The 23,856-nt window shown below is 61.5% G+C and carries 19 protein-coding genes; 6 read left to right on the plus strand and 13 right to left on the minus strand.

What is annotated here, in order from left to right; translation table 11 throughout:
* Positions 1-117: 117 nt before the first annotated feature.
* Positions 118-1,434 carry a xylose isomerase gene (xylA, locus tag F6S08_RS10585; protein WP_065926259.1) on the minus strand — a complete coding sequence of 439 codons (1,317 nt, stop codon included), beginning with the start codon at positions 1,432-1,434 and terminating at the stop codon, positions 118-120.
* A gap of 139 nt (positions 1,435-1,573) precedes the next feature.
* On the opposite strand from xylA, the gene F6S08_RS10590 reads away from it, so the two are divergent.
* Positions 1,574-2,743 carry a XylR family transcriptional regulator gene (locus tag F6S08_RS10590; protein ID WP_137213126.1) on the plus strand — a complete coding sequence of 390 codons (1,170 nt, stop codon included), beginning with the start codon at positions 1,574-1,576 and terminating at the stop codon, positions 2,741-2,743.
* Here F6S08_RS10590 and F6S08_RS10595 read toward each other — a convergent pair.
* Positions 2,740-3,450 carry an autoinducer binding domain-containing protein gene (locus tag F6S08_RS10595; RefSeq protein WP_074846021.1) on the minus strand — a complete coding sequence of 237 codons (711 nt, stop codon included), beginning with the start codon at positions 3,448-3,450 and terminating at the stop codon, positions 2,740-2,742. The genes F6S08_RS10590 and F6S08_RS10595 overlap by 4 nt on opposite strands.
* A gap of 219 nt (positions 3,451-3,669) precedes the next feature.
* On the opposite strand from F6S08_RS10595, the gene F6S08_RS10600 reads away from it, so the two are divergent.
* Positions 3,670-4,368 (plus strand): lysophospholipid acyltransferase family protein, encoded by a 699-nt coding sequence (locus F6S08_RS10600; RefSeq protein WP_065947959.1) that lies wholly within the window; start codon positions 3,670-3,672, stop codon positions 4,366-4,368.
* A 275-nt stretch (positions 4,369-4,643) separates the two neighbouring features.
* Here the strand turns inward: F6S08_RS10600 and F6S08_RS10605 are convergent, their stop codons facing one another.
* Positions 4,644-4,952, minus strand: coding sequence for a DUF6124 family protein (locus tag F6S08_RS10605; protein WP_315338690.1), 309 nt, complete (start codon positions 4,950-4,952; stop codon positions 4,644-4,646).
* 423 nt (positions 4,953-5,375) lie between these two features.
* Positions 5,376-7,784 (minus strand): glucose/quinate/shikimate family membrane-bound PQQ-dependent dehydrogenase, encoded by a 2,409-nt coding sequence (locus F6S08_RS10610; protein WP_315871564.1) that lies wholly within the window; start codon positions 7,782-7,784, stop codon positions 5,376-5,378.
* Between the two features lie 244 nt (positions 7,785-8,028).
* On the opposite strand from F6S08_RS10610, the gene F6S08_RS10615 reads away from it, so the two are divergent.
* Positions 8,029-9,330: an Nramp family divalent metal transporter gene (locus F6S08_RS10615; RefSeq protein ID WP_074846027.1), complete on the plus strand. Its 1,302-nt coding sequence runs from the start codon at positions 8,029-8,031 to the stop codon at positions 9,328-9,330.
* A 50-nt stretch (positions 9,331-9,380) separates the two neighbouring features.
* Here F6S08_RS10615 and F6S08_RS10620 read toward each other — a convergent pair whose 3' ends face one another.
* Positions 9,381-10,424 (minus strand): LLM class flavin-dependent oxidoreductase, encoded by a 1,044-nt coding sequence (locus F6S08_RS10620; protein ID WP_065925517.1) that lies wholly within the window; start codon positions 10,422-10,424, stop codon positions 9,381-9,383.
* Between the two features lie 56 nt (positions 10,425-10,480).
* Entirely contained in the window at positions 10,481-10,966 is a 486-nt protein-coding gene (locus F6S08_RS10625; protein ID WP_065925516.1) for a flavin reductase family protein, read from the minus strand.
* Between the two features lie 321 nt (positions 10,967-11,287).
* Here F6S08_RS10625 and F6S08_RS10630 point away from each other — a divergent pair, with 321 nt between their 5' ends.
* Positions 11,288-12,694 (plus strand): purine-cytosine permease family protein, encoded by a 1,407-nt coding sequence (locus F6S08_RS10630; protein WP_315871565.1) that lies wholly within the window; start codon positions 11,288-11,290, stop codon positions 12,692-12,694.
* Here F6S08_RS10630 and F6S08_RS10635 read toward each other — a convergent pair.
* From F6S08_RS10635 to F6S08_RS10665, 7 genes are all read right to left on the minus strand, one after another.
* The gene (locus tag F6S08_RS10635) at positions 12,682-13,248 is read right to left on the minus strand and encodes a sarcosine oxidase subunit gamma (protein ID WP_065947956.1); all 567 of its coding nucleotides are present in this window, start codon (positions 13,246-13,248) and stop codon (positions 12,682-12,684) included. The genes F6S08_RS10630 and F6S08_RS10635 overlap by 13 nt on opposite strands.
* 3 nt (positions 13,249-13,251) lie before the next feature.
* The gene (locus tag F6S08_RS10640; RefSeq protein WP_315871566.1) at positions 13,252-16,149 is read right to left on the minus strand and encodes a 2Fe-2S iron-sulfur cluster-binding protein; all 2,898 of its coding nucleotides are present in this window, start codon (positions 16,147-16,149) and stop codon (positions 13,252-13,254) included.
* A complete protein-coding gene (locus F6S08_RS10645) occupies positions 16,146-16,445 on the minus strand; it encodes a sarcosine oxidase subunit delta (protein WP_065925512.1) in 300 nt (99 codons plus the stop codon). Before F6S08_RS10645 ends, F6S08_RS10640 begins: the two co-directional genes overlap by 4 nt.
* 13 nt (positions 16,446-16,458) lie before the next feature.
* On the minus strand, positions 16,459-17,700 hold the full coding sequence (locus tag F6S08_RS10650) for an FAD-dependent oxidoreductase (RefSeq protein ID WP_065925511.1): 1,242 nt from the start codon (positions 17,698-17,700) through the stop codon (positions 16,459-16,461).
* Positions 17,682-18,587, minus strand: coding sequence for a bifunctional methylenetetrahydrofolate dehydrogenase/methenyltetrahydrofolate cyclohydrolase FolD (gene folD / locus F6S08_RS10655; RefSeq protein ID WP_065925510.1), 906 nt, complete (start codon positions 18,585-18,587; stop codon positions 17,682-17,684). Before folD ends, F6S08_RS10650 begins: the two co-directional genes overlap by 19 nt.
* Entirely contained in the window at positions 18,584-19,450 is an 867-nt protein-coding gene (purU, locus tag F6S08_RS10660) for a formyltetrahydrofolate deformylase (protein ID WP_065925509.1), read from the minus strand. The genes folD and purU overlap by 4 nt, the downstream gene beginning before the upstream one ends.
* Before the next feature lie 1,256 nt (positions 19,451-20,706).
* Positions 20,707-21,306 carry a helix-turn-helix domain-containing protein gene (locus F6S08_RS10665; RefSeq protein ID WP_041161149.1) on the minus strand — a complete coding sequence of 200 codons (600 nt, stop codon included), beginning with the start codon at positions 21,304-21,306 and terminating at the stop codon, positions 20,707-20,709.
* Positions 21,307-21,588: 282 nt separating this feature from the next.
* Here F6S08_RS10665 and glnT point away from each other — a divergent pair, with 282 nt between their 5' ends.
* On the plus strand, positions 21,589-22,923 hold the full coding sequence (gene glnT / locus F6S08_RS10670) for a type III glutamate--ammonia ligase (RefSeq protein ID WP_315871567.1): 1,335 nt from the start codon (positions 21,589-21,591) through the stop codon (positions 22,921-22,923).
* A 22-nt stretch (positions 22,924-22,945) separates the two neighbouring features.
* Positions 22,946-23,851, plus strand: coding sequence for a class II glutamine amidotransferase (locus tag F6S08_RS10675; protein ID WP_065925860.1), 906 nt, complete (start codon positions 22,946-22,948; stop codon positions 23,849-23,851).
* Positions 23,852-23,856 lie beyond the last annotated feature (5 nt).

Here is a 23,856-nt window from a genome sequence, read left to right on the forward strand (position 1 = left end):
TCACCACAACAAGCCCGCTCACCACAATAAGCCTCTCACCACACCAACCCCGCTCACCACAATAAGCCTCTCACCACACCAACCCCACTCATCACAACAAACCCGCTCGCCACACTGTCACCGATAAATAAACCGGTTGACCACCCCCTCCAGCATCTCCTGGCGACCACTCACGGCCTGCGGGTTCAGTTCGTGGGCAAACGCATGTTCGGCCAGTGACTCCAGGCTGAACTCACCGGCCAGCACGGCCTGGCCCAGCGGCTGCTGCCAGCCGGCATAGCGCTGGTCCTTGAACTGCTGTAACTGGTCGTTCTGCACCATCGCCGCCGCACGTTCGAGCGCCAGGGCGAGTACATCCATGGCGGCGACATGCCCGTGGAACAGGTCGACCTCGTCCAGGCTCTGGCGGCGGACCTTGGAGTCGAAATTGTAGCCGCCATTCTTGAAGCCACCGGCCTTGAGGATTTCATAAGTGGCGAGGGTCATCTCCTCGACGCTGTTGGGGAATTGGTCGGTGTCCCAGCCGTTCTGCGGGTCGCCACGGTTGGCGTCGATGCTGCCGAAGATGCCCAGGGACACGGCCGTGGCAATCTCATGGTGGAAGCTGTGCCCGGCCAGGGTGGCGTGGTTGGCCTCGATGTTCACCTTGATCTCGTGTTCCAGGCCGTACTCATGCAAAAAGCCGAACACCGTGGCGCTGTCGTAGTCGTACTGGTGCTTGGTCGGCTCCTGGGGCTTGGGCTCGATCAGCAGGTCGCCCTTGAAGCCGATCTTGTGCTTGTGCTCCACCACCATGCGCATAAAGCGCCCGAGCTGTTCGCGCTCGCGCTTGAGGTCGGTGTTGAGCAGGGTTTCATAACCTTCACGGCCGCCCCACAGCACATAGTTGGCGCCCTTGAGCCGCAGCGTGGCGTTCATCGCGCTGAACACCTGGGCAGCGGCGTAGGCAAACACCTCCGGGTCCGGGTTACTGGCGGCACCGGCGGCAAAACGCGGGTTGCTGAAGCAGTTGGCGGTGCCCCACAGCAACTTGATGCCGGTCTGTTCCTGATGGCGCTCCAGGTGGTCGACCATCTGCGCGAAGTGGTTGCGGTACTCCTTGATCGAACTGCCTTCCGGCGCCACATCGGTGTCGTGAAAACTGTAGTAGTCGATGCCCAGCTTGGAGAAAAACTCGAAGGCCGCCTCAGCCTTGCCGATGGCCACGTCCATGGGCTCGCCACTGCGCTGCCACGGGCGCTTGAAGGTGCCCATGCCGAACATATCGGCGCCAGGCCACACGAAGGTGTGCCAATAACACGCGGCCATGCGCAGGTGCTCGCGCATCGGTTTGCCGAGGACCAGTTTGTTGGCGTCGTAATGGCGAAAGGCGAGGGGGGCATCGCTGCTGGGGCCTTCGAAGCGAACCTTCTCGACACCGGGGAAGTACAGCATGGCGTTTTCCTTATTGTTCTTGGCGGTGTCTGGATACTAGCAACGGCTCCTGGCCCGCTGATTATGAAAATCACCAAGGGGTGGTGCGATTTTGACCGGCGAGGGCTAGTCTGTTGCCACAGGCCCGAGGACAAAAACAATGAAAACCCTACCGCCCGTCCACCGTATTGCCCTGTTGTTCAACGGCAGCAAAATCTACGACCGCGGCATCATCGCCGGCATCGGCAATTACCTGAGCAGCACCCGTGCGTCCTGGGATTTGTTCCTCGAGGAGGATTTCCTCTGTCGCCTGCGCGGCATCGAGCGCTGGCAGGGCGACGGCATCATTGCCGACTTCGACGACCCGCTGATCGGCGAAGCGTTGGCCGACAGCACGTTGCCGGTGGTGGCGGTGGGTGGCTCGTATGAAGACGCGCGCGCTTATCCCAAGGGCATTCCCTACGTGGCCACCGACAACCATGAGTTGATGAAGCTGGCGTACGAGCACCTGATCGAGGCCGGGCTGACCCGATTTGCCTGTTTCAGCCTGCCCGAGGCCCAGGCCAATCGCTGGGCCCAGGAGCGTGAAAAAGCCTTTCGCCGCCTGCTGCAACGCGATGGTCTGCACGTCGAGGTGTATCGCGGCCTGGGCACCAGCGCGCCGTTGTGGGACAGCGCGGTGGAACAGCAGATTGCCTGGCTGCACAGCCTGCCCAAGCCCATCGGCATCATCGCCGTCACCGACGCCCGCGCCCGACAACTGCTGCAAGCCTGCCTCACCGCCGGCATCGCCGTGCCGGAGCAAGTCGCATTGATCGGCATCGACAATGACCCCCTGACCCGCACCCTCACGCGCGTGCCGCTGAGTTCGGTGATCCAGGGCACGGAAACCATGGGGCGCACGGCCGCCGCCTTGCTGCACCAGATGCTGCACGGCAAACCGTGCGTGGGCACGCAGGTCCTGGTGCCGCCGGAGGCGATCAATGTGCAGGCCTCCAGCTTGCATCAACCCTTGGGTAATCCGTACGTGATGCAGGCGCTGCTGTTTATCCGCCAGTACGCCTGCCAGGGCATCAAGACCGCGCAGGTGGCGGCCTATGTCGGCGTGTCGCGCTCCTCCCTGGAAGCGCACTTTCGCAAGGTGCGCGGCTGCAGCGTGCATGACGAGATCCTGCGTTTCAAACTCGCCGCCGCCGCCAAGGGCCTGGAAAGCCACGAACTGGCGATTGCCGATATTGCCGCCAAGTGCGGCTTCAAGTCGGCGCAGTACCTGCATACGGTGTTTCGTCGCGAGTTTGGTTGTACGCCGCGGGAGTACCAGCAGGGCTAAAAGAGTAATCCCAGCAAGGAGGCTTTGACGGCAGCTTGGGTTTTGTTGTGGGCCTGGAGTTTGCGCATGGCATTGGCCAGATGAAACTTCACGGTTCCTGTGTCGATGTTGAGGATCAGGCTGATCTCGATATAGGTTTTGCCGATGGCCGTCCACCTCAAGGTCTCTTTTTCCCGTGCGGTCAGGGGGCGGTGAATTTCTGGCAGGCATTTGTCGGAGAAGAAGCGTGTCATCGATTCGTGCGCCAACTGCGTCAACCAGGTCAACTTGTTCTCGATGTGCTCAAGTTCAGTCGCTGAAATGCATTCACTGGAGCGCGATACCGAGAGTAAACCAATCGCGTCAGGGCCGCGTTGCGAAGACAGGCACCAGCCATGGTTGAGCTGGTAATGGCGCGCCTCCTCCCAGAAGGCCTGGTGCTGTTGTTGCTGTTGTGCGGCGGACCAGTGCAGCGGGATGGAGCGGGTCAGGCCGTGGGCAACGGTGGGGTCTTGGGAGAAGTAATTTTCGCTGACATACTTCTTTTCCCAAGCGCCTGGGTAGTTCGAAATCAGCACATATTGCGATGTGGCCAACGGGATTTTCAGTCCGTAAGAACAGAACTCGAAGCCCAGGTTGGACGTTATCGTATGAATTTTATTGAATAGTTCATGTTCGGTCATGCAGCCGGATACGGCTTCTATCAAGGTTTCTCGCCATTCTTTCACCGATCGTCCCTTCCATGGTCGGCACCCGTTACAGACGGGAGCGCGCCGATTATACCGCTTGTGCGCGTGACGGAGGGCGCGCGGTTGAACGCGATCGACCTGCCCATTCGGGCAGCTACTCAAAACGCCGCAGGTTTGTTGTACTTGCATGGATAATGCTGACGAGGTTCGAGAAGCCCCGTTAACCAAGCTCAGAGATTCAGGTAAAGCGGGTAATTTATGATTGCGTTGGCCCGAGGGCTTTTGGTGTTGCTGTGGATCGTGTTGAGCTTTCCGTTCTTGTGCCTCTACATGTTGATCAACACCTCAAAGAATAGAAATCTGTACGTGGCCTGCCGGGCCTATTCGGTGATCAATAAAATCTTCCGGGTGCGTGTCGATGTTCGTGGCTTTGACAGCGTTCCCACCACCCGGCCTTACATCTATGTGGCCAACCACCACTGCAACTATGACGTGTTGATCGTGGCGCATGCGCTCAACCCCGGCACGGTAATCGTCGGTAAACAGTCGCTCAAGTGGCTGCCACTGGTGGGGCAGTTGTATTGGCTGACCGGTAGTCTGTTCATTGACAGGAACAGCCCACGGGCATCCATCGGCAGTTTGCGCAAGATCGCCAAGCGGGTTGTCGCAGAGAATACTTCGCTGTGGATCTTTCCCGAGGGCACTCGAAACCATGGCGGGGAGATGCAGCCTTTCAAGAGTGGGGCGTTTCGGATTGCCAAGGATATCGGGGTTGGGATCATTCCCGTCACGATCAGCCCGGCGGTCAACCATATCGCCTACAACGCCTTGCGCAGCACCGACGTCAGCATCATCGCCCACCCGCCCATTGAGGCCGAGGAGGTGGTTGCGATGAGTGCCAAACAGCTGGCCAATCACGCCCGAGAGATTATCGCCAAGTCGATTCCACTGGGTTAGCCGTCGCAAACCGGGGGGGACCATCCGCCGATTTGCGCACGGGCGAGTCAGAACATCGCCTTGACCTGCAATCCCGGCACCAGCGCACTGTCGATGTTATCCCCCGGAAATGTCCCCGGCTCGATGATCAAAGATCATTCCCACGCTCCTGCGTGGGAATGCAGCCCGTGACGCTTCGCGTCACCTGTGCGCAGTAGCCGAAACTTGCAGCGCTCACCATGTGGGAGGGGGGCAAGTCGAATCGTCGCACCGCCCCTCCCACATTTTTAACGCGTTCAGGCAGTTGCTTTTGCGGGTTTCAGGCATTCGATGGAGCGATCCACGGTGGTCTTTGCAATTTCCAGCAAATGCCACACGGCCAGAATCTTCGCCCGTTCGGGGTTTGGTAGCAGGTCACCGCAATCCAGCGCCGTGGCGGAAGCGCTGTCGAGCAAGCTGGCGGTGTAAAGCAGGGCGTCTTCGAAGCTCAGGTCTTCGTTGACCGAGTGGAGGCCTTGGGTGGGTAGGTAGTGGTCGATGACGCGGTTGAAGGCGGCGCGGTCTTTGGCGGGGTCGTGGGGTGGATCGGGGATAACTTTATTCATGGTGTACCTTCGCGTTGGATGAGAGGCCGACACCCTTCGCGACTAAACGAGGGTGGCGGCTGTACGCAGGTTAGTCGACCGGCTCCAACGCGAAAATACCGGCGCACCCGAAGGTGCCCTGCGCACAGCCACCATAAAACTCATGGAGGACCATGCACGCGTTGGAAGGTCAGGCGACTAAACCCGATCACTGATTTGGCAGTGACGGACCGCAGACTAGCCAGCGATTCCAACAGGCACAAGGCGGCAGGGATTGTCTAGGAAACGTCCTGCAATTAAAAGCGAGCCGACTTGCTGGCCCTTTACAAACCATGACCAAATGCCACTAACGATGCCGCTCACCTATTGAAATGCAGGCGATGTGGGAGGGGGCTAGTTGCTGATGCCGGAGCGCGGTGCAGGGGCACCGCGCGGACAGAGAGGTTATGGCAGGGCGTAGGCGATCACATAGTCGCCACGGTCGGTGGACTGGCGCGCACCGCCGGCGGTGATCACGATGTACTGCTTGCCGGTTTTCGGCGACACGTAGGTCATCGGGCCGCCCTGGCTGCCGACGGGCAGGCGGGCCTTCCAGATTTCATCACCGTTGCCGCTGTTGAAGGCGCGCAGGTAGAAGTCCTGGGTGCCGGCGATAAAGATCAGGCCGCCCTGGGTCGACAGCGTGCCGCCGAGGGTCGGCAGGCCGATCTTGATCGGCAGGTGCATGCGGATGCCCAGGGGGCCGGTGTCTTCAACGGTGCCCACCGGCACTTGCCACGCGACTTTCTGGGTCTTCATATCGATGGCTGTGAGGGTGCCGAACGGCGGCGCCTGGCACGGGATGCCGGCCACCGACAGGAAGCGGTTTTTGTTCACCGCATACGGCGTGCCCTTGAGCGGGACCGCGCCCATGCCGGTGTTCAGCGCTTCGCCACCGGACGAAGACTGGGCCTTGTTCTGCGACGGCAGCATCTGGATCCACAGGCCCAGGCGCATGTCGTTGACGAAGATAAAGCCATGCACCGGGTCGGTGGAAATACTGCCCCAGTTCATGCCGCCCAGGGAACCCGGGAAGCTCAGGGATTTATCGGTGCCCGGCGCGGTGTACAGGCCGTCGTAGCGCATGCCCTTGAAGTCGATGCGGCACAGCAACTGGTCGTACGGGGTGGCGCCCCACATGTCCGACTCGCTCAGGGTCTGCGCGCCGATCTGCGGCATGCCCACAGACTTGGGCTGGGTCGGCGAGTAGGGTTCGTTGGGGATGTTCGCGGCTTTGACCGGGACTTCCTTGACCTCGGTCAGCGGCTGTCCGGTGGCGCGGTCGAGTACATAGATCTGCCCGGCCTTGGTGCCGATTACCACTGCGGGTACCGCCTTGTCACTGCCCGGTGGGGTGAAGTCGATCAGGCTCGGTTGCATCGGCAGGTCGAAGTCCCACAGGTCATTGTGGACGGTCTGGTACACCCACTTTTCAGCACCGGTAGAGGCATCCAGCGCCAATACCGAAGCGCCGTATTTGTGGTTGAGCTGAGTGCGTTCCACACCGTAGATGTCGGTGGACGAGCTGCCCATCGGCAGGAAGACCGTGTTCATCAACGGGTCGTAGGACATCGGCGCCCAGCTGTTCGGTGTACTGCGCACGTAGGTCTTGTCGCCGGTCGGGGCCTGTTTGTCTTCCGGGTTGCCCGGGTCGAAGGCCCAGCGCATTTGCCCGCTGATCACATCGAAGCCACGGATCACACCGCCGGGCATGTCGGTTTGGACGTTATCCGCGACGCGACCACCGACCACCACGGTGGTGCCGGCGATCAACGGTGCGGACGACAGCTGGTAGTAGCTGTCCGGCACATTGCCCAGGCCGGCTTTCAGGTCCACCTGGCCATGGGTGCCGAAGTCTTCGCAGAATTTGCCGGTGTCGGCATCCACGGCGATCAGCCGTGCATCGATGGTGTTGGTCAGCAAGCGACGCTGGCACTGCGCACCGGCGGGAACGCTGGCGGCGATGATCGGCGAGCTGTTGGGCTGGGTCGGCTGGGCAATCGGCGCGGTGGCGTCGAAATACGCCATGCCCCGGCAACGCTGCCACACCGCCGACTTGGCGTTGACTTCGTTCTTCCACAGCTCTTTGCCGGTGTCGGCGTCGAGGGCGATCAGGTTGTTGTGGGGCGTGCAGATAAACACTTTGTTGCCGATCTGCAGGGGCGTCAGCTGGTCTTCGGCACCGTTGCCGTCGCTGAGGGCCACGTCACCGGTGTGATAGGTCCAGGCCACTTTGAGCTGGTTAATGTTGTCGCGATTGATCTGGTCCAGCGCAGCGAAGCGGCTGCCACCTTCGGTGTTGCCGTAGTGGGCCCAGTCTTTCTGCGCGTCGGCCGCGGCCACGGGCGTGATGCCTGGGCCCGCACCGGTCCGCGCGACGCTGGGATGGGCGACGAACATATTGCCCGCCGCCACCGCCACGCCCACCGCCAACACGGCGGCAACGCCATAGGCACCGCGCGCGGGCCGGCCGGCCAGCAGCGGATACACCAGCGCCACCACCAGGCCGATGGCCGCAAACATGAACAGCCGCGAGAACAGCGGCCAGAACACCAGGCCCACATCCGCCACCGCCCAGATGGCCGTGCCGATCAGGAACGCGGCGAACAACCATGCGCCGGCGGTGTTGCGCCGGGCAATCAACAGGCCGGAAACCGCCATGGCCACGCCGCCGATCAGGAAGTACCAGGAACCGCCGAGGCTCACCAGTTTGGCGCCGCCAACGGCCAGCGCGAGGCCGAGCAGGGCGATGATTACACCCAGGCCCAGGAGTAGGAATCTAGAGACGCCAGTGGCGCGCGATGCTCGTTTCATGTCGAAAGGACTCGAGTGAGAGAGGGCAAAGACGCGATTTTAGCAATATAAGTAACCAGATAGTACATTTTGCCGTGTGCACAGCGATCCAATCCTCTTTCTGTCCGGTCAATCAGCACTCAAGGGGGGGGCGCCCGCCAGGAAACATTTATTAATACATACCCGCCCTGATTGGTTATACGACGTCGTATCAATTGTGTTCGACTATCTCCGCTCTCACAAAAACAACAACGGAGACTCCCCTATGACCGATTTCCCTTCGATAGAAGGCAAGTCTGCCGCACCCGTAAGCGGCCATGTTGTACGACTACTCAAGTTATTAGGCCCAGGCGTGATCGCCGTCCTGTCTTGGCTGGGGGCAGGCGATTTGATTACTTCCTCCGTTGCCGGCGCGAATTACGGCTACGCCATGATGTGGGTGCTGGCAGTGTCCCTGCTGCTCAGGTACCTGATCGTCAACATCATTGCGCGCTTTCAACTGTGCAATAACCAAGGCATGACGATCCTTCAGGGTTATGCCCAGTTGAACCCGTTCTTCGCCTGGTTCCTGCTGGTGTATGCGCTGCTGATGGGGCATTTGATGAATGCCTACATGATCAAGGGGGCGGGTGAAGCCCTGGCCATGCTGTTCAAGACCGACTATGCGCTGCTGTGTTCGGTGGCGGTGGTGCTGGCGGTGTGGCTGCTGGTGGGGCGCAATATCTATTCGATGATCGAAGGCGTGATGAAAGGCCTGTTGGCAATCATGACCCTGGCGTTCATTGCCTTGGCGGTGATGTCCGGGCCGGATATGGCGGGCATTGTCAAAGGGACTATTGGTTTCAGCATTCCGCCGGATGAGGGCGTACACGGGGCGTTGCTGGTGGCTGTCTCGGTGATCGGCGCGGTGGCGGGCTCGATTGCCAACTTCGTGCACCCTTATGTCATGCGCCAGAAAGGCTGGGTCGGCCCACAGCACAAGCGCATCCAGCGTAACGACCTGCTATTCGCCGTCTTCGTCGGCATTGTGATCAATCTGGCGATCTGGATTGTGGGCGCCGAGATCCTGCGGCCCAACGGCATTGAAGTGAAGACCTTGGGCGACCTGGGCAAGGCGCTCGAAATCTTCTTCGGGCCGATCGGCTGGTACATTTTCTTTATCGGTGTATTCGCTACGCTGTTTGCCAGCATCTCCGGCAAAACCACGGCGTTTCCGATGCTGATCACCGATGCCTTCCAGCACGTACGGCCTGGACGCCGGGAGCGTTACGGCAAAGAGTTCCACCATGACCCGATGCACAAGTGGTTCATGTTGTTCATCCTGGTGACCCCGCTGATCTGGTCGCTGCCGGGCATGCCGGACTTTGTCACGCTGACCATCGGCGTCAGCGCGTTGAACATCATTGGCCTGCCGGTAATTTCCCTCGGCTTGCTGATTATGTCCAACCAGAAGTCGCTGCTGAGCAAGGAATACCGCAATAACCTGTTCGAGAACATTGCGCTGCTCTTCGCCACGGGGCTGGCGCTGTGGGTCGCGTTCCAATTGGGTGTCGAACTGTTCAGTTGATGACCGGGCGGGCAGGCGTCGCACCTGTTTGGCGCGACGCCTGCAAGCGATCAACGAAACGCCGGCACCACCTGTTCGATAAACAGCGCCAACGACTTCTTCTTCTCGGCATGGGGCAGGCTGTTGTCGCACCAGAAGCTGAACTCATCCACGCCCAGTTCCTGGTAGTAGCGGATGCGCGGGATGATTTCTTCGGCGGTGCCGATCATTGCGGTCCTGTGCAGGCTTTCCAGCTCGAACTCTGGGCGGGCAGCGAATTTTTCTTCCGGGCTCGGTGCCAGGAAGCCATTCACCGGCACCTCTTTATTGCCGAACCAGGCATCGAAGGTGCGATAGAACTTCGAGATCGCCTTGGCCCCGACTTTCCAGCCGTCCGGATCATCGGCGGCATGCACGTGGGTGTGGCGCAGCACCATCAGTTGCGGGCGCGGTACGCCGGGATTGTTGTCGAGGGCGGCCTGGAATTTGTTTTTCAGGTCGAGGACTTCTTCGTCGCCCTTCATCAGCGGCGTGACCATCACGTTGCAGCCGTTGGCTACTGCGAAGTTGTGCGAGTCCGGGTCGCGGGCGGCGATCCACATCGGCGGGTTGGGCTGCTGGATCGGCTTGGGCACGCTGGTGGAGGTGGGGAATTTCCAGATGTCGCCGTCGTGGGCGTAGTCGCCTTTCCACAACGCACGCACCACCGGCACCATCTCACGCAGCGCCTGGCCGCCGCTGGAAGCGGGCATGCCGCCGGCCATGCGGTCGAATTCGACCTGGTAAGCACCACGGGCCAGGCCGACTTCCATGCGTCCGTTGCTGATCACGTCGAGCAAGGCGCATTCGCCCGCCACCCGCAGCGGGTGCCAGAACGGCGCGATGATGGTCCCGGCGCCCAGGTGAATGGTGGTGGTCTTGGCCGCGAGGTAAGCCAGCAGCGGCATCGGGCTCGGCGAGATGGTGTATTCCATGGCGTGGTGTTCGCCAATCCATACGGTGCTGAAACCGCCGGCCTCGGCCATCAGGGTCAGTTCGGTCAAGTCTTCGAACAACTGGCGGTGGCTGACACTTTCGTCCCAACGCTCCATGTGTACGAACAGGGAAAACTTCATGACGCTTACCTCTAATCTGTTGTTATTTTCCGCAAATACCGGGTTTGCAGGGAGGGTCAGGCAGGCACGGGCAGGGTACCCATTTTGCCGTGGCAATACACCAGTGGACCATTGGCCTGCTCTGGCACGATCAGGTTCTTTACCGAGCCGACCATAATCGCGTGGTCGCCGCCTTCATATTCGCGCCACAGCTCACACTCGATCACTGCAGTGGCATTCGCCAGGATCGGGTTGCCCAGTGCGCTGAGCGTCCATTCGATGCCTTGGGCCTTGTCTTTGCCCTTGCGCGCGAAGGCGTAGGCTTCATTTTGCTGTCCGCCCGACAAGACGTGGATGGCAAAGTGCCTGTTCTTGATCAGAATGGGATAGGAGTCGGAGCTGTAATTGGGGCAGAACAGCACCAGGGCCGGGTCCATGGACAGCGAGCTGAACGCGCTGGCGGTGAGGCCGACGATCTGCCCGTCGTCATCGAGCGTGGTAATCACGGTGACCCCGGAAGGAAACGAACCCATCACTTGTTTGTAGATGGTGGCATCGATCATGTGACGGTCCTCTGGCGGTGAAACGGTTTTTATCGGGTTGTAGGTATGATGGTATACCGTAATACAAAGCTTGCAAGCGCTTTTTTAAATCCCTGATAAACGTCTTTTGTGGCGAAATATTCAATGAATACGGGGTTTTAGGTTTAAAAATCAAGGAATCAATACGACAAGGAACCGGATCAGTTGCAGGTAAAACCAGCGGATCAGTCTTGTGAAAATGTTGGAATACCATAATATGGTGTTCATCTGAGGGGCGGCCAGAGAGCTCCCCCGGTTTGACGTCAAACAACTATAAGATCAGACAAACGCGAGTTCATTTCCATGCCCCAGATGTCCCGGCAAGACCCCCTGATCGAGCATCACACGGTCGATTACGTCCCCCTCGCAGAGCGCCATGGAAAGGCCCGCGACCTGTTCACCTTATGGTTCAGCACCAACATCGCACCACTGCCGATCGTCACCGGTGCCATGGTGGCCCAGGTGTTCCATCTCAATCTGGCGTGGGGCCTGCTGGCGATTGCCCTCGGGCATTTGCTCGGCGGCATCGTGATTGCCCTCGCATCGGCCCAGGGCCCGCGCATGGGCATCCCGCAGATGGTGCAGAGCCGTGGCCAGTTCGGCCGTTACGGCGCGCTGTTGATCGTGTTCTTTGCCGCGCTGATCTACATCGGATTTTTCATCTCCAATATCGTCCTGGCCGGCAAGTCCATCGTTGGCATCGTGCCGTCGGTGCCGGTGCCGGCGAGCATCCTGATCGGCGCCCTCAGCGCCACCGCCATCGGCGTGATCGGCTACCGCTTTATCCATACCCTCAACCGCATCGGCACCTGGGTGATGGGCAGCGCGTTGCTGGCCGGTTTTATCTACATCTTCGCCCATGACTTGCCGGCAGATTTCCTGACCCGTGGCGGCTTCAACGCCGCTGGCTGGTTGGCCACCGTGTCGCTGGGGGTGATCTGGCAGATCAGCTTTTCGCCCTACACCAGCGACTACTCGCGCTACCTGCCGGCGGATATCGGCATCACCCGGCCGTTCATTGCGACCTACTTGGGCGCCACCCTTGGTACCATCCTGTCCTTCGCCTTTGGCCTGGTAGCTGCACTGGCCACGCCCGAAGGCACCGAAGCCATGGTCGCGGTCAAGCAAGCCACCGGCTGGCTGGGGCCGATCCTGATGGTGCTGTTCCTGCTCAATATCATCAGCCACAACGCCCTGAATCTGTACGGCGCGGTGCTGTCGATCATCACCTCGGTGCAGACCTTCGCCAGCCAGTGGACCCCGAGCATCAAGGTGCGCGTGCTGCTGTCGGGCGTGGTCCTGGCCGGTTGCTGCGTGGTGGCGTTGGGTGCCTCGGCGGACTTCATCTCGCAATTTATCGGCCTGATCCTCGCGCTGTTGCTGGTGCTGGTGCCGTGGGCGTCGATCAACCTGATCGACTTCTACGTCATCAAGCGCGGGGTCTATGACATTGCCTCGATCTTCCGGGCCGATGGCGGGGTGTATGGGCGTTTCAACCTGCATGCGATCGTGGCGTACTTCATCGGCATCATCGTGCAACTGCCGTTTGCCAATACGTCGCTGTATGTGGGGCCGTGGGCCAACCTGGTGGAAGGCGCGGACCTGTCGTGGCTGGTGGGACTGGTGGTGACGTGCCCGTTGTATTACTGCCTGGCGACACGTCAACACACCCGGAAGGTCAGGGCGGCGCGGTTGGGCTACACCGACTGAGCCACTCCGCCGAACTCCTCCAACGCATCCCGCAACGCGCCCTCGAAGTATTCCTTCGAGGCGCGATCCCAGAGGATATGAAACGCCGGCAGCTCCACACTCCCTGTGTGGATGACAATCGCATTGACCCGCGCCACTGACGTCTGCGCCACCATCCCGGGCTTGAACGCCGGGTCACTCAAGTCAACCCCGCACAGCTTGGCCATCACCCGCGCAATCACCCCCCCGCTGAGCCGCACGCAGGCATGGCTGTCCTGGCGCGGCAGCAGGTAATTGGCACGGTGGTCCAGTTCCCAACGCGCTTCTTCATCGGCAATCCGTTGCCCCTGATCCTGCGGGCTGCCCAGCACCAGGTATTCGTTCTGCGACAGGCGCGCCACCCAGCTGCCGTCCGCTTGTGCGCTGGCTTGGTTGGGCGCGCCCGGCAACGTGAAGCCGCGCGCCGTGAGGTACTCGGCGCTTTGTGCGCCGCGAAAGCCGACCCGGGGCAGGTCGGTCTGGTCCTGCAACTGGCAGGGCGGCGTGAACAATTCGTGGGCTTTCAGACTGGTCATGGCTTAACCCTCCTGGCGTTGGTTGGTGGGGTCGAAGAACGGCAGTTGCACCACCTCGGCCTGGACGACGATGCCGCCCTCGACGCGAATCGGAATGCGCTGCCCCGGTGTGCTCTGGTCGATCCCGGCGTAGGCCAGGCCGATGATGCGGCCCAGGCTGGTGGAGTATTCGCAGGAGGTGACGTTGCCGCTGATGTCCGCGCCGTTGAGTACCAGGTGGCCTTCCAGCGGTTGCACGCAGCCCTTGGGCAGGCTGAAGCCCACCAGTTTGCGTTTCAGCGGCTGGGCTTCGAGGATGTCCACCGAGCGGCGGCCGACGAAGAACGGCTTGTTGCGGCTGACCGCCCAGCCCATGTCGATTTCTGCCGGGTGAGTCATGCCGTCGGTGTCCTGGCTGATGATCACGTGGCCTTTTTCCAGGCGCAGCAGGCGTTGGGTTTCGACGCCGAAGGGGCGAATGTCAAAGGCCTTGCCGGCCGTCATCAACGCGTCCCACAACGCCAGGCCGTGGCGTGCCGGTACGTGGATTTCATAGCCCAGCTCGCCGACAAACCCGACCCGCAGCAAGCGCGCCTTGATCCCGGCCACCGTGCCCTGGCGCACGCCCAGGTAGGGGAAGCCTTCGGCACTGAGGTCGAGGTCGTTGCACACCTGCTCCAGCACCTTGCGCGAATCCGGCCCGGCCACGTTCACCGCACAGATCGCTGCCGTGACGTTGGTCACGTCCACGTCCAGGCGCCACTGTGCGTTCCACTTGAGCATCTGCTGGTAGATGCGGTCGACGCCGCTGGTGGTGGCGGTGACGTAGAAATGCTTGTCGGCCAGCCGCGCGCACACGCCGTCGTCGATCACCACGCCGTGTTCGTTGGTCATCAGCGCATAACGCGAACGGCCCACCGGCTGCTTGAGGAACACGAAGGTGTACATGCGGTTGAGCAATTCGGCGGCGTCCGGGCCGCGCACGTCCAGGCCACCGAGTGTGGACACATCGATCAGCCCGACCTTGTTACGCACATGCAGCGCTTCGGCCTGCATGCACGCTTCGCGGTCCTGGGGCTTGCCGTAATAGGCCGGGCGCTGCCAGATACCGGCGGGCATCATCTTCGCCCCGGCTTGCACATGGCGCGCGTGCATCGGCGTTTGGCGGTAGGGGTCGAAGGCGCGTCCGGCGACATGGGCGAGTTTCTCCGCCACGAACGGCGGGCGTGCGGTGGTGACCCCGGTTTCGCTGATCGTGCGCTGGGTCGCCCAGGCCACCAGCCGTGCGGTCGGCAGCGCCGAGTGACGTCCCTGGGACGGACCCATGCCGACCGTGGAGTAACGCTTGACCAACTGCACATCGCGGTAGCCGATGCGGGTGGCGTTGACGATATCCGCCACTTGCAGGTCTTCGTCGAAGTCGACGAAATCCTTGCCCTTGGGGTGCGGGAAGATCGGCCAGTGGAAGTTGACCTGGGCTTCGCTGCGCAGCGCTGCAGGCGGGCTCGGGCTGTTCAAACCGAGGGCGCACAGGCTGTCGGCGGCGGCGTTGGACCCATCCGCCAGCACATTGTCCAGTTGATGCCGACCGTGTACGGAACCGGCCACGCCCAGGTTGCGCGGCAGGCCACTGAGGCTGAACTCCGCCCGCGAGTCGTCATAGGCCAGCTTGCCACCGGCCTGGCATAGCAGCTGATAGACCGGCATATAACCGGCCGACATGCACAGCAGGTCGCAGTCGATCACTTGCCCGCTGGCGCTGACCTGGCCCTGGCCGGTGATCTGGCGCACATCGACGCCTTTCACATGGCGCAGGCCTTTTTCATGCAGGGCCTCGAACACGGTGCTGTTGCTCAGGCACGGGATCTTGCGCTGGGCCAGGGCACCCGGCAGGGCTTTGTCCGCCGGGGCGTGACGCAGGTCGATCACGGCGGCCACGTCCACGCCCTGGTCATGCAGGTCGAGGGCGGCGAGGTAGCCGTCATCGTTGCCGGTGAGTACCACTGCGCGCTTGCCGGGCTTGACCGCATAGAGCTTCATCAGGCGTTGCGCGGCGCTGGTGAGCATCACCCCCGGCAGGTCGTTGTTGCGGAAGACCACCGGTTGGTCGAACGAACCGCTGCACACCAGGCACTGTTGTGCGCGCACTTTGTACAAGCGCTTGCCCTGGATCACCGGCAGGTAGTTGTCGGTGAACCAGGCATTGCAGGTGGCGTCGGTGAGCACCTGGATATTCGCGTGTTGCTGCACCGCGCCGAGCAACTCGCGGCGCAGGGTGTCGGCACGGGTGCCGGCAATATCGAAGCGCGCGTAGGTCAGCGACCCGCCGAGAATAGGCTGCTGCTCGATCAGCAGCACCTTGGCGCCGGCATTCGCGGCGGTCAGCGCGGCCTGCAAGCCAGCGGGGCCGGCGCCGATCACGGCGAGGTCGGTGAACAGGTAGGCCTTGTCGTAGTACTCGGGTTGGAACGTCAGGTCGAGCACGCCCAGGCCGGCCTTTTTGCGGATGATCGGTTCCCAGACTTTCCACATGCCTTTGGGCTTGTAGAACGAACGGTAGTAGAAACCCACTGGCATGAACTTGGAGAACTTGCCGAGGTAGGCGTCCTTGTCGTTATCCAGCGAGCCGTTGACGTTCTGCGCCGTCACCGCCAAGCCGGCGGACAGCGCGTGGGCATCGGCCAATACGTTGGGTTCGCGGGGCAGTTGCACCAGGCTGTTGGCGTCATGGCCGGCCATGGTCAATGGGCCGCGTGGGCGGTGGTACTTGAACGAACGCGACATCAGGAAGCGCCCGTTGGCGAGCAGCGCGCTGGCGATGCTGTCGCCCTGCAAACCTTGATAGGGCAGGCCGTCGAAACTGAAATCGAGTGGCTGGTCACGCTGGATCAGCAGGCCCATGGGGGCGGGGAGGCGGTTCATCCGGCGATCTCCTTGGCGGTGGTGAAGTCGACGCGGGTAGTGAACACTTCGCGCGGATCGAAGGTGCGCAGGATCTCGTCGGTGACCGTGTGGCGTTCGGCGAGGAACCAGTAACTGGACGGCGTGTGCATCCACCATTCGCGCACCACACCGGCGAGGTTGTCGGTGTTGAACACGTAGTCGGCCCATTCGGCATCGCTGCAGGTCAGCGGGTCGGGCATCGGTTTGAATTCACCGCCGTAGGTGAACTCGCTGATATTGCGCGGCCCGTTGAGCGGGCAAATCATGATTTTCATCGTCTGCTCTCCGTCAGTGGCTGGCCGCTGTGGCGCCCATTTCGTTGACTTGCTGGAAGGTCGAGAAACGTTCGAGGCCGAAGGGCTTGATCAAGTCCGGCACCTTGCCGCCGCTGGCGACCAGCTCGGCCATGGTCTTGCCGCAGATCGGCGTGGCCTTGAAGCCCCAGGTGCCCCAGCCGGCGTCGAGGTAGTAATTCTTCAGCGGCGACAGGCCCATGATCGGGCTGTAGTCGGGGGTCATGTCGGTGATCCCGGCCCACTGGCGCATCAACTTGGCGTTGGCCAGGAACGGAAACATCTCGATGGCATGGGCCAACAGGCTTTCCTTGAGGTCCAGGGTCGAGCGCGTGTTGAACAGCGGGTACGGGTCGGAACCGCCACCGAACACCACTTCGCCACGGCTGGTTTGCTGCACGTAGCAGTGCAGGGCCGAGGAACTCACCAACGGGTCGAGGAACGGCTTGAACGGCTGGGTGACCATGGCCTGCAACGGGAAGGTCTGGATCGGCGAACGGATACCGGCCTTGGCCATCAGCAGCGAGCTGTGCCCGGCAATCGCCTGCACCGCGCAGCCGCACCGGATGGTGCCGCGATTGGTTTTCACCGCGGTGATGGCACCGTTCTCGATCACCAGGTCCTGCACTTCAGTGAGCTGATGGATTTCCACGCCGCGCTTGGCCGCCTGCTTGGCGTAGCCCCAGGCCACGGCATCGTGACGCGCGGTCGCGCCGTCGATATGCCAGAGCCCGGCGATCACCGGCAAGTGGCCGGGGTCGAGGTTGAGGCTGGGCACCAGCTCGCGGATCTGCTGGCGGTCGATCATCTCGGTACGCCCGCCGAAGTGCTTGTTGACCTCGGCGCGCTGGCGGAACGAACGCACGGTGGCGTCGGTGTGGGCCAGGGTCAGTTGGCCGCGCTCGGAGTACATGATGTTGAAATCGAATTCGTTGGACAGCGACTGGAACATCTTCACCGACTCGGCATAGAAACGAACGCCTTCGCTGGTGAGGTAGTTGGAGCGGATCACCGCCGTATTGCGCGCGGTATTGCCGCCGCCCAGGTAGGCCTTTTCCAGCACCGCTATATTGGTGATGCCGTGGTACTTGGCCAGGTAGTAGGCCGTCGCCAGGCCATGGCCACCGGCGCCGATGATCACCACGTCGTAACTCGACTTGAGTTCCTTGGGCGGTGGCAGGTCCACCTCCACCGGGTACTCCGAACTCAGCCCGTATTTCAATAGATTGAATGGCATACGGCCTCCGATTGGCTGCGTAGGGCGTGGTGTTGCGCCAGGGCGGCGGCCACGGTGTTTTTCATCAGGAAGGCAATGGTCATCGGCCCGACACCGCCGGGCACCGGGGTGATGGCGGCGACATGGGGCAGGGCGCTGTCGAAGTCGACATCACCCACCAGGCGGCTGCGGCCGTCGTCGTCGATGCGGTTGATGCCGACATCGATCACCACCGCGCCGGGCTTCAACCAGCTCGCGTCAATCAAGCGGGCGCGGCCCACGGCGGCGATCACGATATCGGCCTGGCGACACAGGGCCTGGGCGTCGTGGCTGCGCGAATGCAGCACGGTCACCGAGCAATCCGCCTTGAGCAGCAGCGCGGCCATGGGCTTACCGACGATGTTCGAACGGCCGATTACCACCGCGTGTTTGCCACGCAGGTCGCCGCAGGTTTGCTCCAACAGATACAGGCAACCGCTCGGGGTGCATGGCGTGAGCACTGCGCGGCCCTGGCTGAGGCCACCGACGTTCTGGCTGTGAAACCCGTCGACGTCCTTGTCCGGCGCGATGGCCTCCAGGGCGCGCAGTTCGTCCATCTGCGCCGGCAACGGCAATTGCAGGAGGACGCCGTGGATCGCCGGGTCGGCATTCAATTGGCCGATCAGGATCAACAAGTGTTCGGTGCTGGTATCGCCGGGCAGGCGATGCTCCACGGAGCGGATGCCCACCTCTTCGGCGCGCAGGATCTTGTTGCGCACATAGACCTGGCTGGCCGGGTCGCTGCCCACCAGGATCACCGCCAGCGCCGGTTGAATAGCCTGCCCATGCAGCCGCGCCACGTCCTCGCGCACTTGCAGCAGCACGCGCGCCGCGGCGGCTTTGCCGTCGATCAGTTTATGCGCGCTCACCGGAACACCACCGTTCTGTCCTGATTGAGGAAGACCCGGTGCTCCAGGTGGTACTTGACCGCCTTGGACAGGGCCACGGTTTCGGTGTCGCGGCCGATGGCGACCAGGTCGTCGGGCTTGTACACGTGGTCGACGCGCTGCACTTCCTGCTCGATGATCGGGCCCTCATCCAGGTCGCTGGTCACATAGTGCGCGGTGGCACCGATCAACTTCACACCGCGTTGATACGCCTGGTGATAGGGCTTGGCACCCTTGAACCCGGGCAGGAACGAATGGTGGATATTGATCGCCCGCCCCGACAGTTGCCGGCACAGGTCGTCGGAGAGGATCTGCATGTAGCGCGCCAACACCACCAGCTCGGTGCGGGTGTCGTCGACGATCTTCATCAGCTCGGTTTCCTGCGCGGCCTTGTTGTCCCTGGACACCGGCAGGTAGATAAAGCGAATGCCCTCGCGCTCGGCCATCGGCCGCAGGTCGAGGTGGTTGGAGACGATGGCGGTGATGGTCATGTCCATCTCGCCCTTGTGGTAGCGGTAGAGCAGGTCGGTGAGGCAGTGGTCGAACTTGCTCACCATCAGCATCACGCGCATCGGCTCGCGGGTGTCGTGCAGCTCCCACTGCATGTCGAAGGCCTGGGCGACATCGGCGAAACCGTCTCTGATCTCTTGCAGGTCGCCTGTGTGGCCATCGTTGAAACGGAACACGGCACGCATGAAAAAGCGGCCGCTGAAGTCATCATCGAACTGCGCCATTTCCCCGATGTAGCACGCCTTGTCCGCCAGGTAAGTGGTGACGGCAGCGACGATGCCGGACACGGCGGGGCACGTCACCTTGATGATGAAATGGTTTTTTTCGTGTTGCATGACACGTCCTCGGGATGATGGCGGCAGCTCATCGCATAGCGAAAAAATGTCTGAGGACAGCAGGCTCATTCCTTGAGCGCGTTTTCTTGTGGGGAATAAAATATTCCTGAAGTGGCTTTATAGGGGAATGGGGGCAGGGCGTCCAGGGTTTTTGGGAAAGTTTTTTAACTGAGGGGAAATTTTTGGGCTGGGCGCCACCAGTCACTATAGGACTTCGCCCCACACTCGCGGGTGGACGCGGTTAGAAATGGGGGAGGGGGGCTTGCCCCCGATGGCGGCCTCTGGGCCGACTATTTTTTTGGATTGGACCGGGTACATATCCGTTGCTGCGGTAACGGCGGCTTAGGGTTCCGCCCTTACGGCGGCTCACTTTTGGAAAGGCCCAAAAGTAAGCAAAAGGCCTTCGCCCCAACACTCGGTGCCTCGCCTAGGCTCGGCATGCCCTCACTCCGGCTTTGGAGCGTGGGCCGCCGCGATGGGCCATCCATGGCCCAGCGCGGCTAACCCGGCGTCCTGCCGGGTTACCCACGCTCCAAAGCCTGCGTTCGGCCAGCGTGTTTGACGGGGCGATGCCAAATCAAAAACAAAAGCGAGGCGGCCTTAAAGCCGACCTGATTATTGAAGCGTACGCGGTGTGGCTTCTACTTCCTTAATCGCTGACGAAGTCAGCAATCTTTTGATCTGCTCTGGCTCTGGCTCTGGCTCTGGCTTTTGATCTTGATCTCAGGCGCCCCGTTAACCACGCTGGCCGAACGCAGGCTTGAATCCGTGGGTAACCCGGCAGGACGCCGGGTTAGCCGTCCTGGGCCAGGGATGGCCCATGACGGCGGCCCACGGATTCAAGCCTGCGTTCGGGCATACCGAGCCTAGGCGAGGTACCGAGTGGTGGGGCAAGAGCCCTTTGGTTACTTTGGGGCTTTTCCAAAGTGACCCGCCGTAAGGGCGGAACCAATAGCCGCCGTTACCGCAGCAACGGATATGTACTCACCCAAACCCCAAAAAGCGGTCGGCCCAAAGGCCGCCACGGAACCAAGCTCCCTCACCCCAAAGAGATTTTTCAGCCTGAAAGTTGTGTAGATACCCATGCCCCGATGAGGGCGTGTCAGTTGATGCATCTGTGGCTGACCCACTGCAATCGGGGGCAAGTCGAACCGTCGCACCGCCCCTCCCACAGGTTGATCTGCATACATCCGGTAGACCTTGCTCCGATGTTTGATCTTAGCCGGCCGTGACCTGAACAACGGATATGCCCACGATCACTCCTTATCCCCCCCATAATTCATGATCGACAACAACCGAATCGGCACCCGCACCAACTCCTCCGGCCCATGGGGAATCTCGCCCTCAAACGTCAAGCTGTCCCCGGCCTCCATCCGATACAGCTGGTTGCCATGCCGGTAAATCAACTCCCCCTCCAGCAAATGCAGAAACTCCGTCCCTGGATGGGCAAAGGTCGGAAACTCCTCACTGGCGTCATCCATGCTGACCATGTACGCCTCGAAGCTCTTCTTCGGCCCGCGCGTGTGGTTGAGCAGGTGATAGGTATGCCCCTTCTCGGTCCCCCGGCGCACCACTTCCATGCCCTGGTCGGCCTTGACCAGCAAGGCGCTGCCATCCTGCTGGTCGTATTCGCTGAATAACTTCGATAACGGCAGCCCGAGCACATCGCACAGGCGGCTCAAGGTATCGAGGCTGGTGGAGACCTGGGCGTTCTCGATCTTGCTCAACATGCCCTGGCTGATATCGGCAATCTTCGCCACGTCGGACAGCTTCAGGTCCTGGGCCTGGCGCTGGCGTTTGATCTGCAGCCCCAGGTATTGCTCGAGCTTGAGGCGCGGGGCGGTTTCGGTGGACATGATCATCGGCTCCTGCACGGTTTCCGTTCAGTAATATTATTTTCGCACTGGGAAAGTGCAAGGTCTGGCGCTTGAAGGCCACCCCGCTGTGCGTATTCCTGCGGGGAAAAGAATTTTCCCATATATACAGCACAAAAGCGCAGCTCCACCCACTTCGATGTGTCGATCGCGATTATGGCAAGGGTATTGCATTCCTGTAGGGAAACTAACTTTCTTTTTAGGAATAAAAAGACAGCCTAGGCCCACCCACACGGTTTTGCCTTTCGCGAGGAGTGACACGCAATGTTGCCAGCAGAAACCCAGCGCATCATCGACAAGCACGGGATCAAATACGTGCTTGCGCAGTTTGTGGATATACACGGTGCGGCCAAGACCAAGTCGGTGCCCATCTGCGGGCTCAAGACCGTGGCCGAAGAGGGCGCAGGGTTTGCCGGGTTTGCCATCAGTGGCATGGGCATGGAGCCCCATGGTCCGGACTTCATGGCGCGCGGCGATCTGTCGACCTTGACCCCGGTCCCCTGGCAGCCAGGTTATGGGCGCGTGGTGTGCGTCGGGCATGTCGACGGCAAGCCTCATCCCTACGACAGCCGCTACGTGCTGCAGCAACAAGTGCAGCGCCTGCAGGACAAGGGCTGGACGCTGAACACCGGCCTGGAGCCCGAGTTCAACCTGATGCGCCGCGACGAGCAGGGCAAGCTGCAACTGGTGGACCCCAGCGACAACCTCGACAAGCCTTGCTACGACTACAAGGGCCTGTCGCGTTCGCGGGTGTTCCTCGAGCGCCTGACCGAAGCCTTGCAGGCGGTGGATTTCGAGGTCTATCAAATCGACCACGAGGACGCCAACGGCCAGTTCGAGATCAATTACACCTACAGCGACGCCTTGACCTCCGCCGACCGTTTCACCTTCTTCCGCATGGCCGCCGGCGAGATCGCCAATGACCTGGGCATGATCTGCTCCTTCATGCCCAAACCCGACCCGAAGCGCGCCGGCAACGGCATGCACTTTCACCTGTCGATCAGCAGCTTTGATAACAAAAACCTGTTCCATGACGCCAGCGACCCGAGCGGCATGGGCCTGTCGAAACTCGCCTATCACTTCGCCGCCGGATTGCTCGCCCATGGCCCGGCGCTGTGTGCGTTCGCCGCGCCCACGGTCAACTCCTACAAGCGCCTGGTGGTCGGCAACTCGTTGTCCGGTGCCACCTGGGCCCCGGCCTTTATTGCGTTTGGCGCCAACAACCGCTCGGCCATGGTGCGCGTGCCGTATGGCCGCCTGGAGTTCCGCCTGCCGGATGCCGGCTGCAACCCCTACCTGGTCAGCGCCGCGATCATCGCCGCAGGCCTGGACGGTATCGATCGCCAGCTGGAAATCGACCACGTCTGCAACGAAAACCTCTACAGCCTGAGCCTCGAGCAGATCGCCGAGCGCGGCATCAAGACCCTGCCGCAATCCCTCAAGGAAGCCTGCGACGCGCTGGAAGCCGACGCGCTGTTCGCCGAAGTGCTCGGCCCGCAGATCGTGGGCGAGTTCATCAAGCTCAAGCGCATGGAGTGGGTGGAGTACAGCCGCCATGTGAGCGACTGGGAAATCCAGCGCTATACCGAATTTTTCTGACACCGTGTGACGGAGACTTGTTATGTGTGGAATCGTAGGCCTGTACCTGAAGAATCCGCAGCTGGAACCCCAGCTCGGCCAGCTGTTTGAACCCATGCTGCAAGCCATGACCGACCGTGGCCCGGACAGCGCCGGTTTCGCCATCTACGGCGATGAAGTCGCCGATGGCTGGGTCAAGCTGACCCTGCAAGCCACCACCGAAGCCTTCGATTGGAAAGGCTTGATGGGCGAGCTGGAAGGGCGCCTCGGCTGTTCCCTGGACTGGTTCCAGAACGCCAGCGCCGCCGTATTGAAGATCCACGCCGACGAAACCCCGGTGCGCCTGGCCCTGGCCGAACTGGCGCCGAGCGTGCGCATCATGAGCGCCGGGCAGAGCATCGAGATCCTCAAGGGCATGGGCCTGCCCCAGGAAATTTCCCAGCGTTTCGGCCTGGCAAACATGCAGGGCAGCCACATCATCGGCCACACCCGCATGGCCACCGAAAGCGCGGTGACCATGGAAGGCAGCCACCCGTTCTCCACCGGCGCCGACCTGTGCCTGGTGCACAACGGCTCGCTGTCCAACCACTTCCGCCTGCGCCAGGAACTCAAGCGCGAAGGCATCCATTTCGAAACCGACAACGACACCGAAGTCGCCGCCGGCTACCTGACCTGGCGCCTGCAACAGGGCGACTCGCTCAAAGAGGCGCTGGACCATTCCCTGGAAGACCTCGACGGCTTCTTCACCTTCGCCATCGGCACGCGCAACGGCTTTGCGGTGATCCGCGACCCGATTGCGTGCAAGCCGGCGATCTTGGCCGAGACCGACGACTACGTCGCCATGGCCTCCGAGTACCAGGCGCTGTCGAGCCTGCCGGGCATCGAGAACGCGCGGATCTGGGAGCCGGCACCGGCCACGTTGTACATCTGGGAACGCCCGTCAGCTTAAGGAAC

The organism is Pseudomonas sp. JV449, assembly GCF_032424295.1.
GTDB classification, from domain to species: domain Bacteria; phylum Pseudomonadota; class Gammaproteobacteria; order Pseudomonadales; family Pseudomonadaceae; genus Aquipseudomonas; species Aquipseudomonas marginalis.

What these genes read in the sequence shown, in the direction of transcription:
- xylA (WP_065926259.1), bottom strand. Translation starts at nt 1,434, where the DNA reads ATGCTGTACTTCCCCGGTGTCGAGAAGGTTCGCTTCGAAGGCCCCAGC.
- F6S08_RS10590 (WP_137213126.1), top strand. Translation starts at nt 1,574, where the DNA reads ATGAAAACCCTACCGCCCGTCCACCGTATTGCCCTGTTGTTCAACGGC.
- F6S08_RS10600 (WP_065947959.1), top strand. Translation starts at nt 3,670, where the DNA reads ATGATTGCGTTGGCCCGAGGGCTTTTGGTGTTGCTGTGGATCGTGTTG.
- F6S08_RS10605 (WP_315338690.1), bottom strand. Translation starts at nt 4,952, where the DNA reads ATGAATAAAGTTATCCCCGATCCACCCCACGACCCCGCCAAAGACCGC.
- F6S08_RS10610 (WP_315871564.1), bottom strand. Translation starts at nt 7,784, where the DNA reads ATGAAACGAGCATCGCGCGCCACTGGCGTCTCTAGATTCCTACTCCTG.
- F6S08_RS10615 (WP_074846027.1), top strand. Translation starts at nt 8,029, where the DNA reads ATGACCGATTTCCCTTCGATAGAAGGCAAGTCTGCCGCACCCGTAAGC.
- F6S08_RS10620 (WP_065925517.1), bottom strand. Translation starts at nt 10,424, where the DNA reads ATGAAGTTTTCCCTGTTCGTACACATGGAGCGTTGGGACGAAAGTGTC.
- F6S08_RS10625 (WP_065925516.1), bottom strand. Translation starts at nt 10,966, where the DNA reads ATGATCGATGCCACCATCTACAAACAAGTGATGGGTTCGTTTCCTTCC.
- F6S08_RS10630 (WP_315871565.1), top strand. Translation starts at nt 11,288, where the DNA reads ATGCCCCAGATGTCCCGGCAAGACCCCCTGATCGAGCATCACACGGTC.
- F6S08_RS10635 (WP_065947956.1), bottom strand. Translation starts at nt 13,248, where the DNA reads ATGACCAGTCTGAAAGCCCACGAATTGTTCACGCCGCCCTGCCAGTTG.
- F6S08_RS10640 (WP_315871566.1), bottom strand. Translation starts at nt 16,149, where the DNA reads ATGAACCGCCTCCCCGCCCCCATGGGCCTGCTGATCCAGCGTGACCAG.
- F6S08_RS10645 (WP_065925512.1), bottom strand. Translation starts at nt 16,445, where the DNA reads ATGAAAATCATGATTTGCCCGCTCAACGGGCCGCGCAATATCAGCGAG.
- F6S08_RS10650 (WP_065925511.1), bottom strand. Translation starts at nt 17,700, where the DNA reads ATGCCATTCAATCTATTGAAATACGGGCTGAGTTCGGAGTACCCGGTG.
- purU (WP_065925509.1), bottom strand. Translation starts at nt 19,450, where the DNA reads ATGCAACACGAAAAAAACCATTTCATCATCAAGGTGACGTGCCCCGCC.
- F6S08_RS10665 (WP_041161149.1), bottom strand. Translation starts at nt 21,306, where the DNA reads ATGTCCACCGAAACCGCCCCGCGCCTCAAGCTCGAGCAATACCTGGGG.
- glnT (WP_315871567.1), top strand. Translation starts at nt 21,589, where the DNA reads ATGTTGCCAGCAGAAACCCAGCGCATCATCGACAAGCACGGGATCAAA.
- F6S08_RS10675 (WP_065925860.1), top strand. Translation starts at nt 22,946, where the DNA reads ATGTGTGGAATCGTAGGCCTGTACCTGAAGAATCCGCAGCTGGAACCC.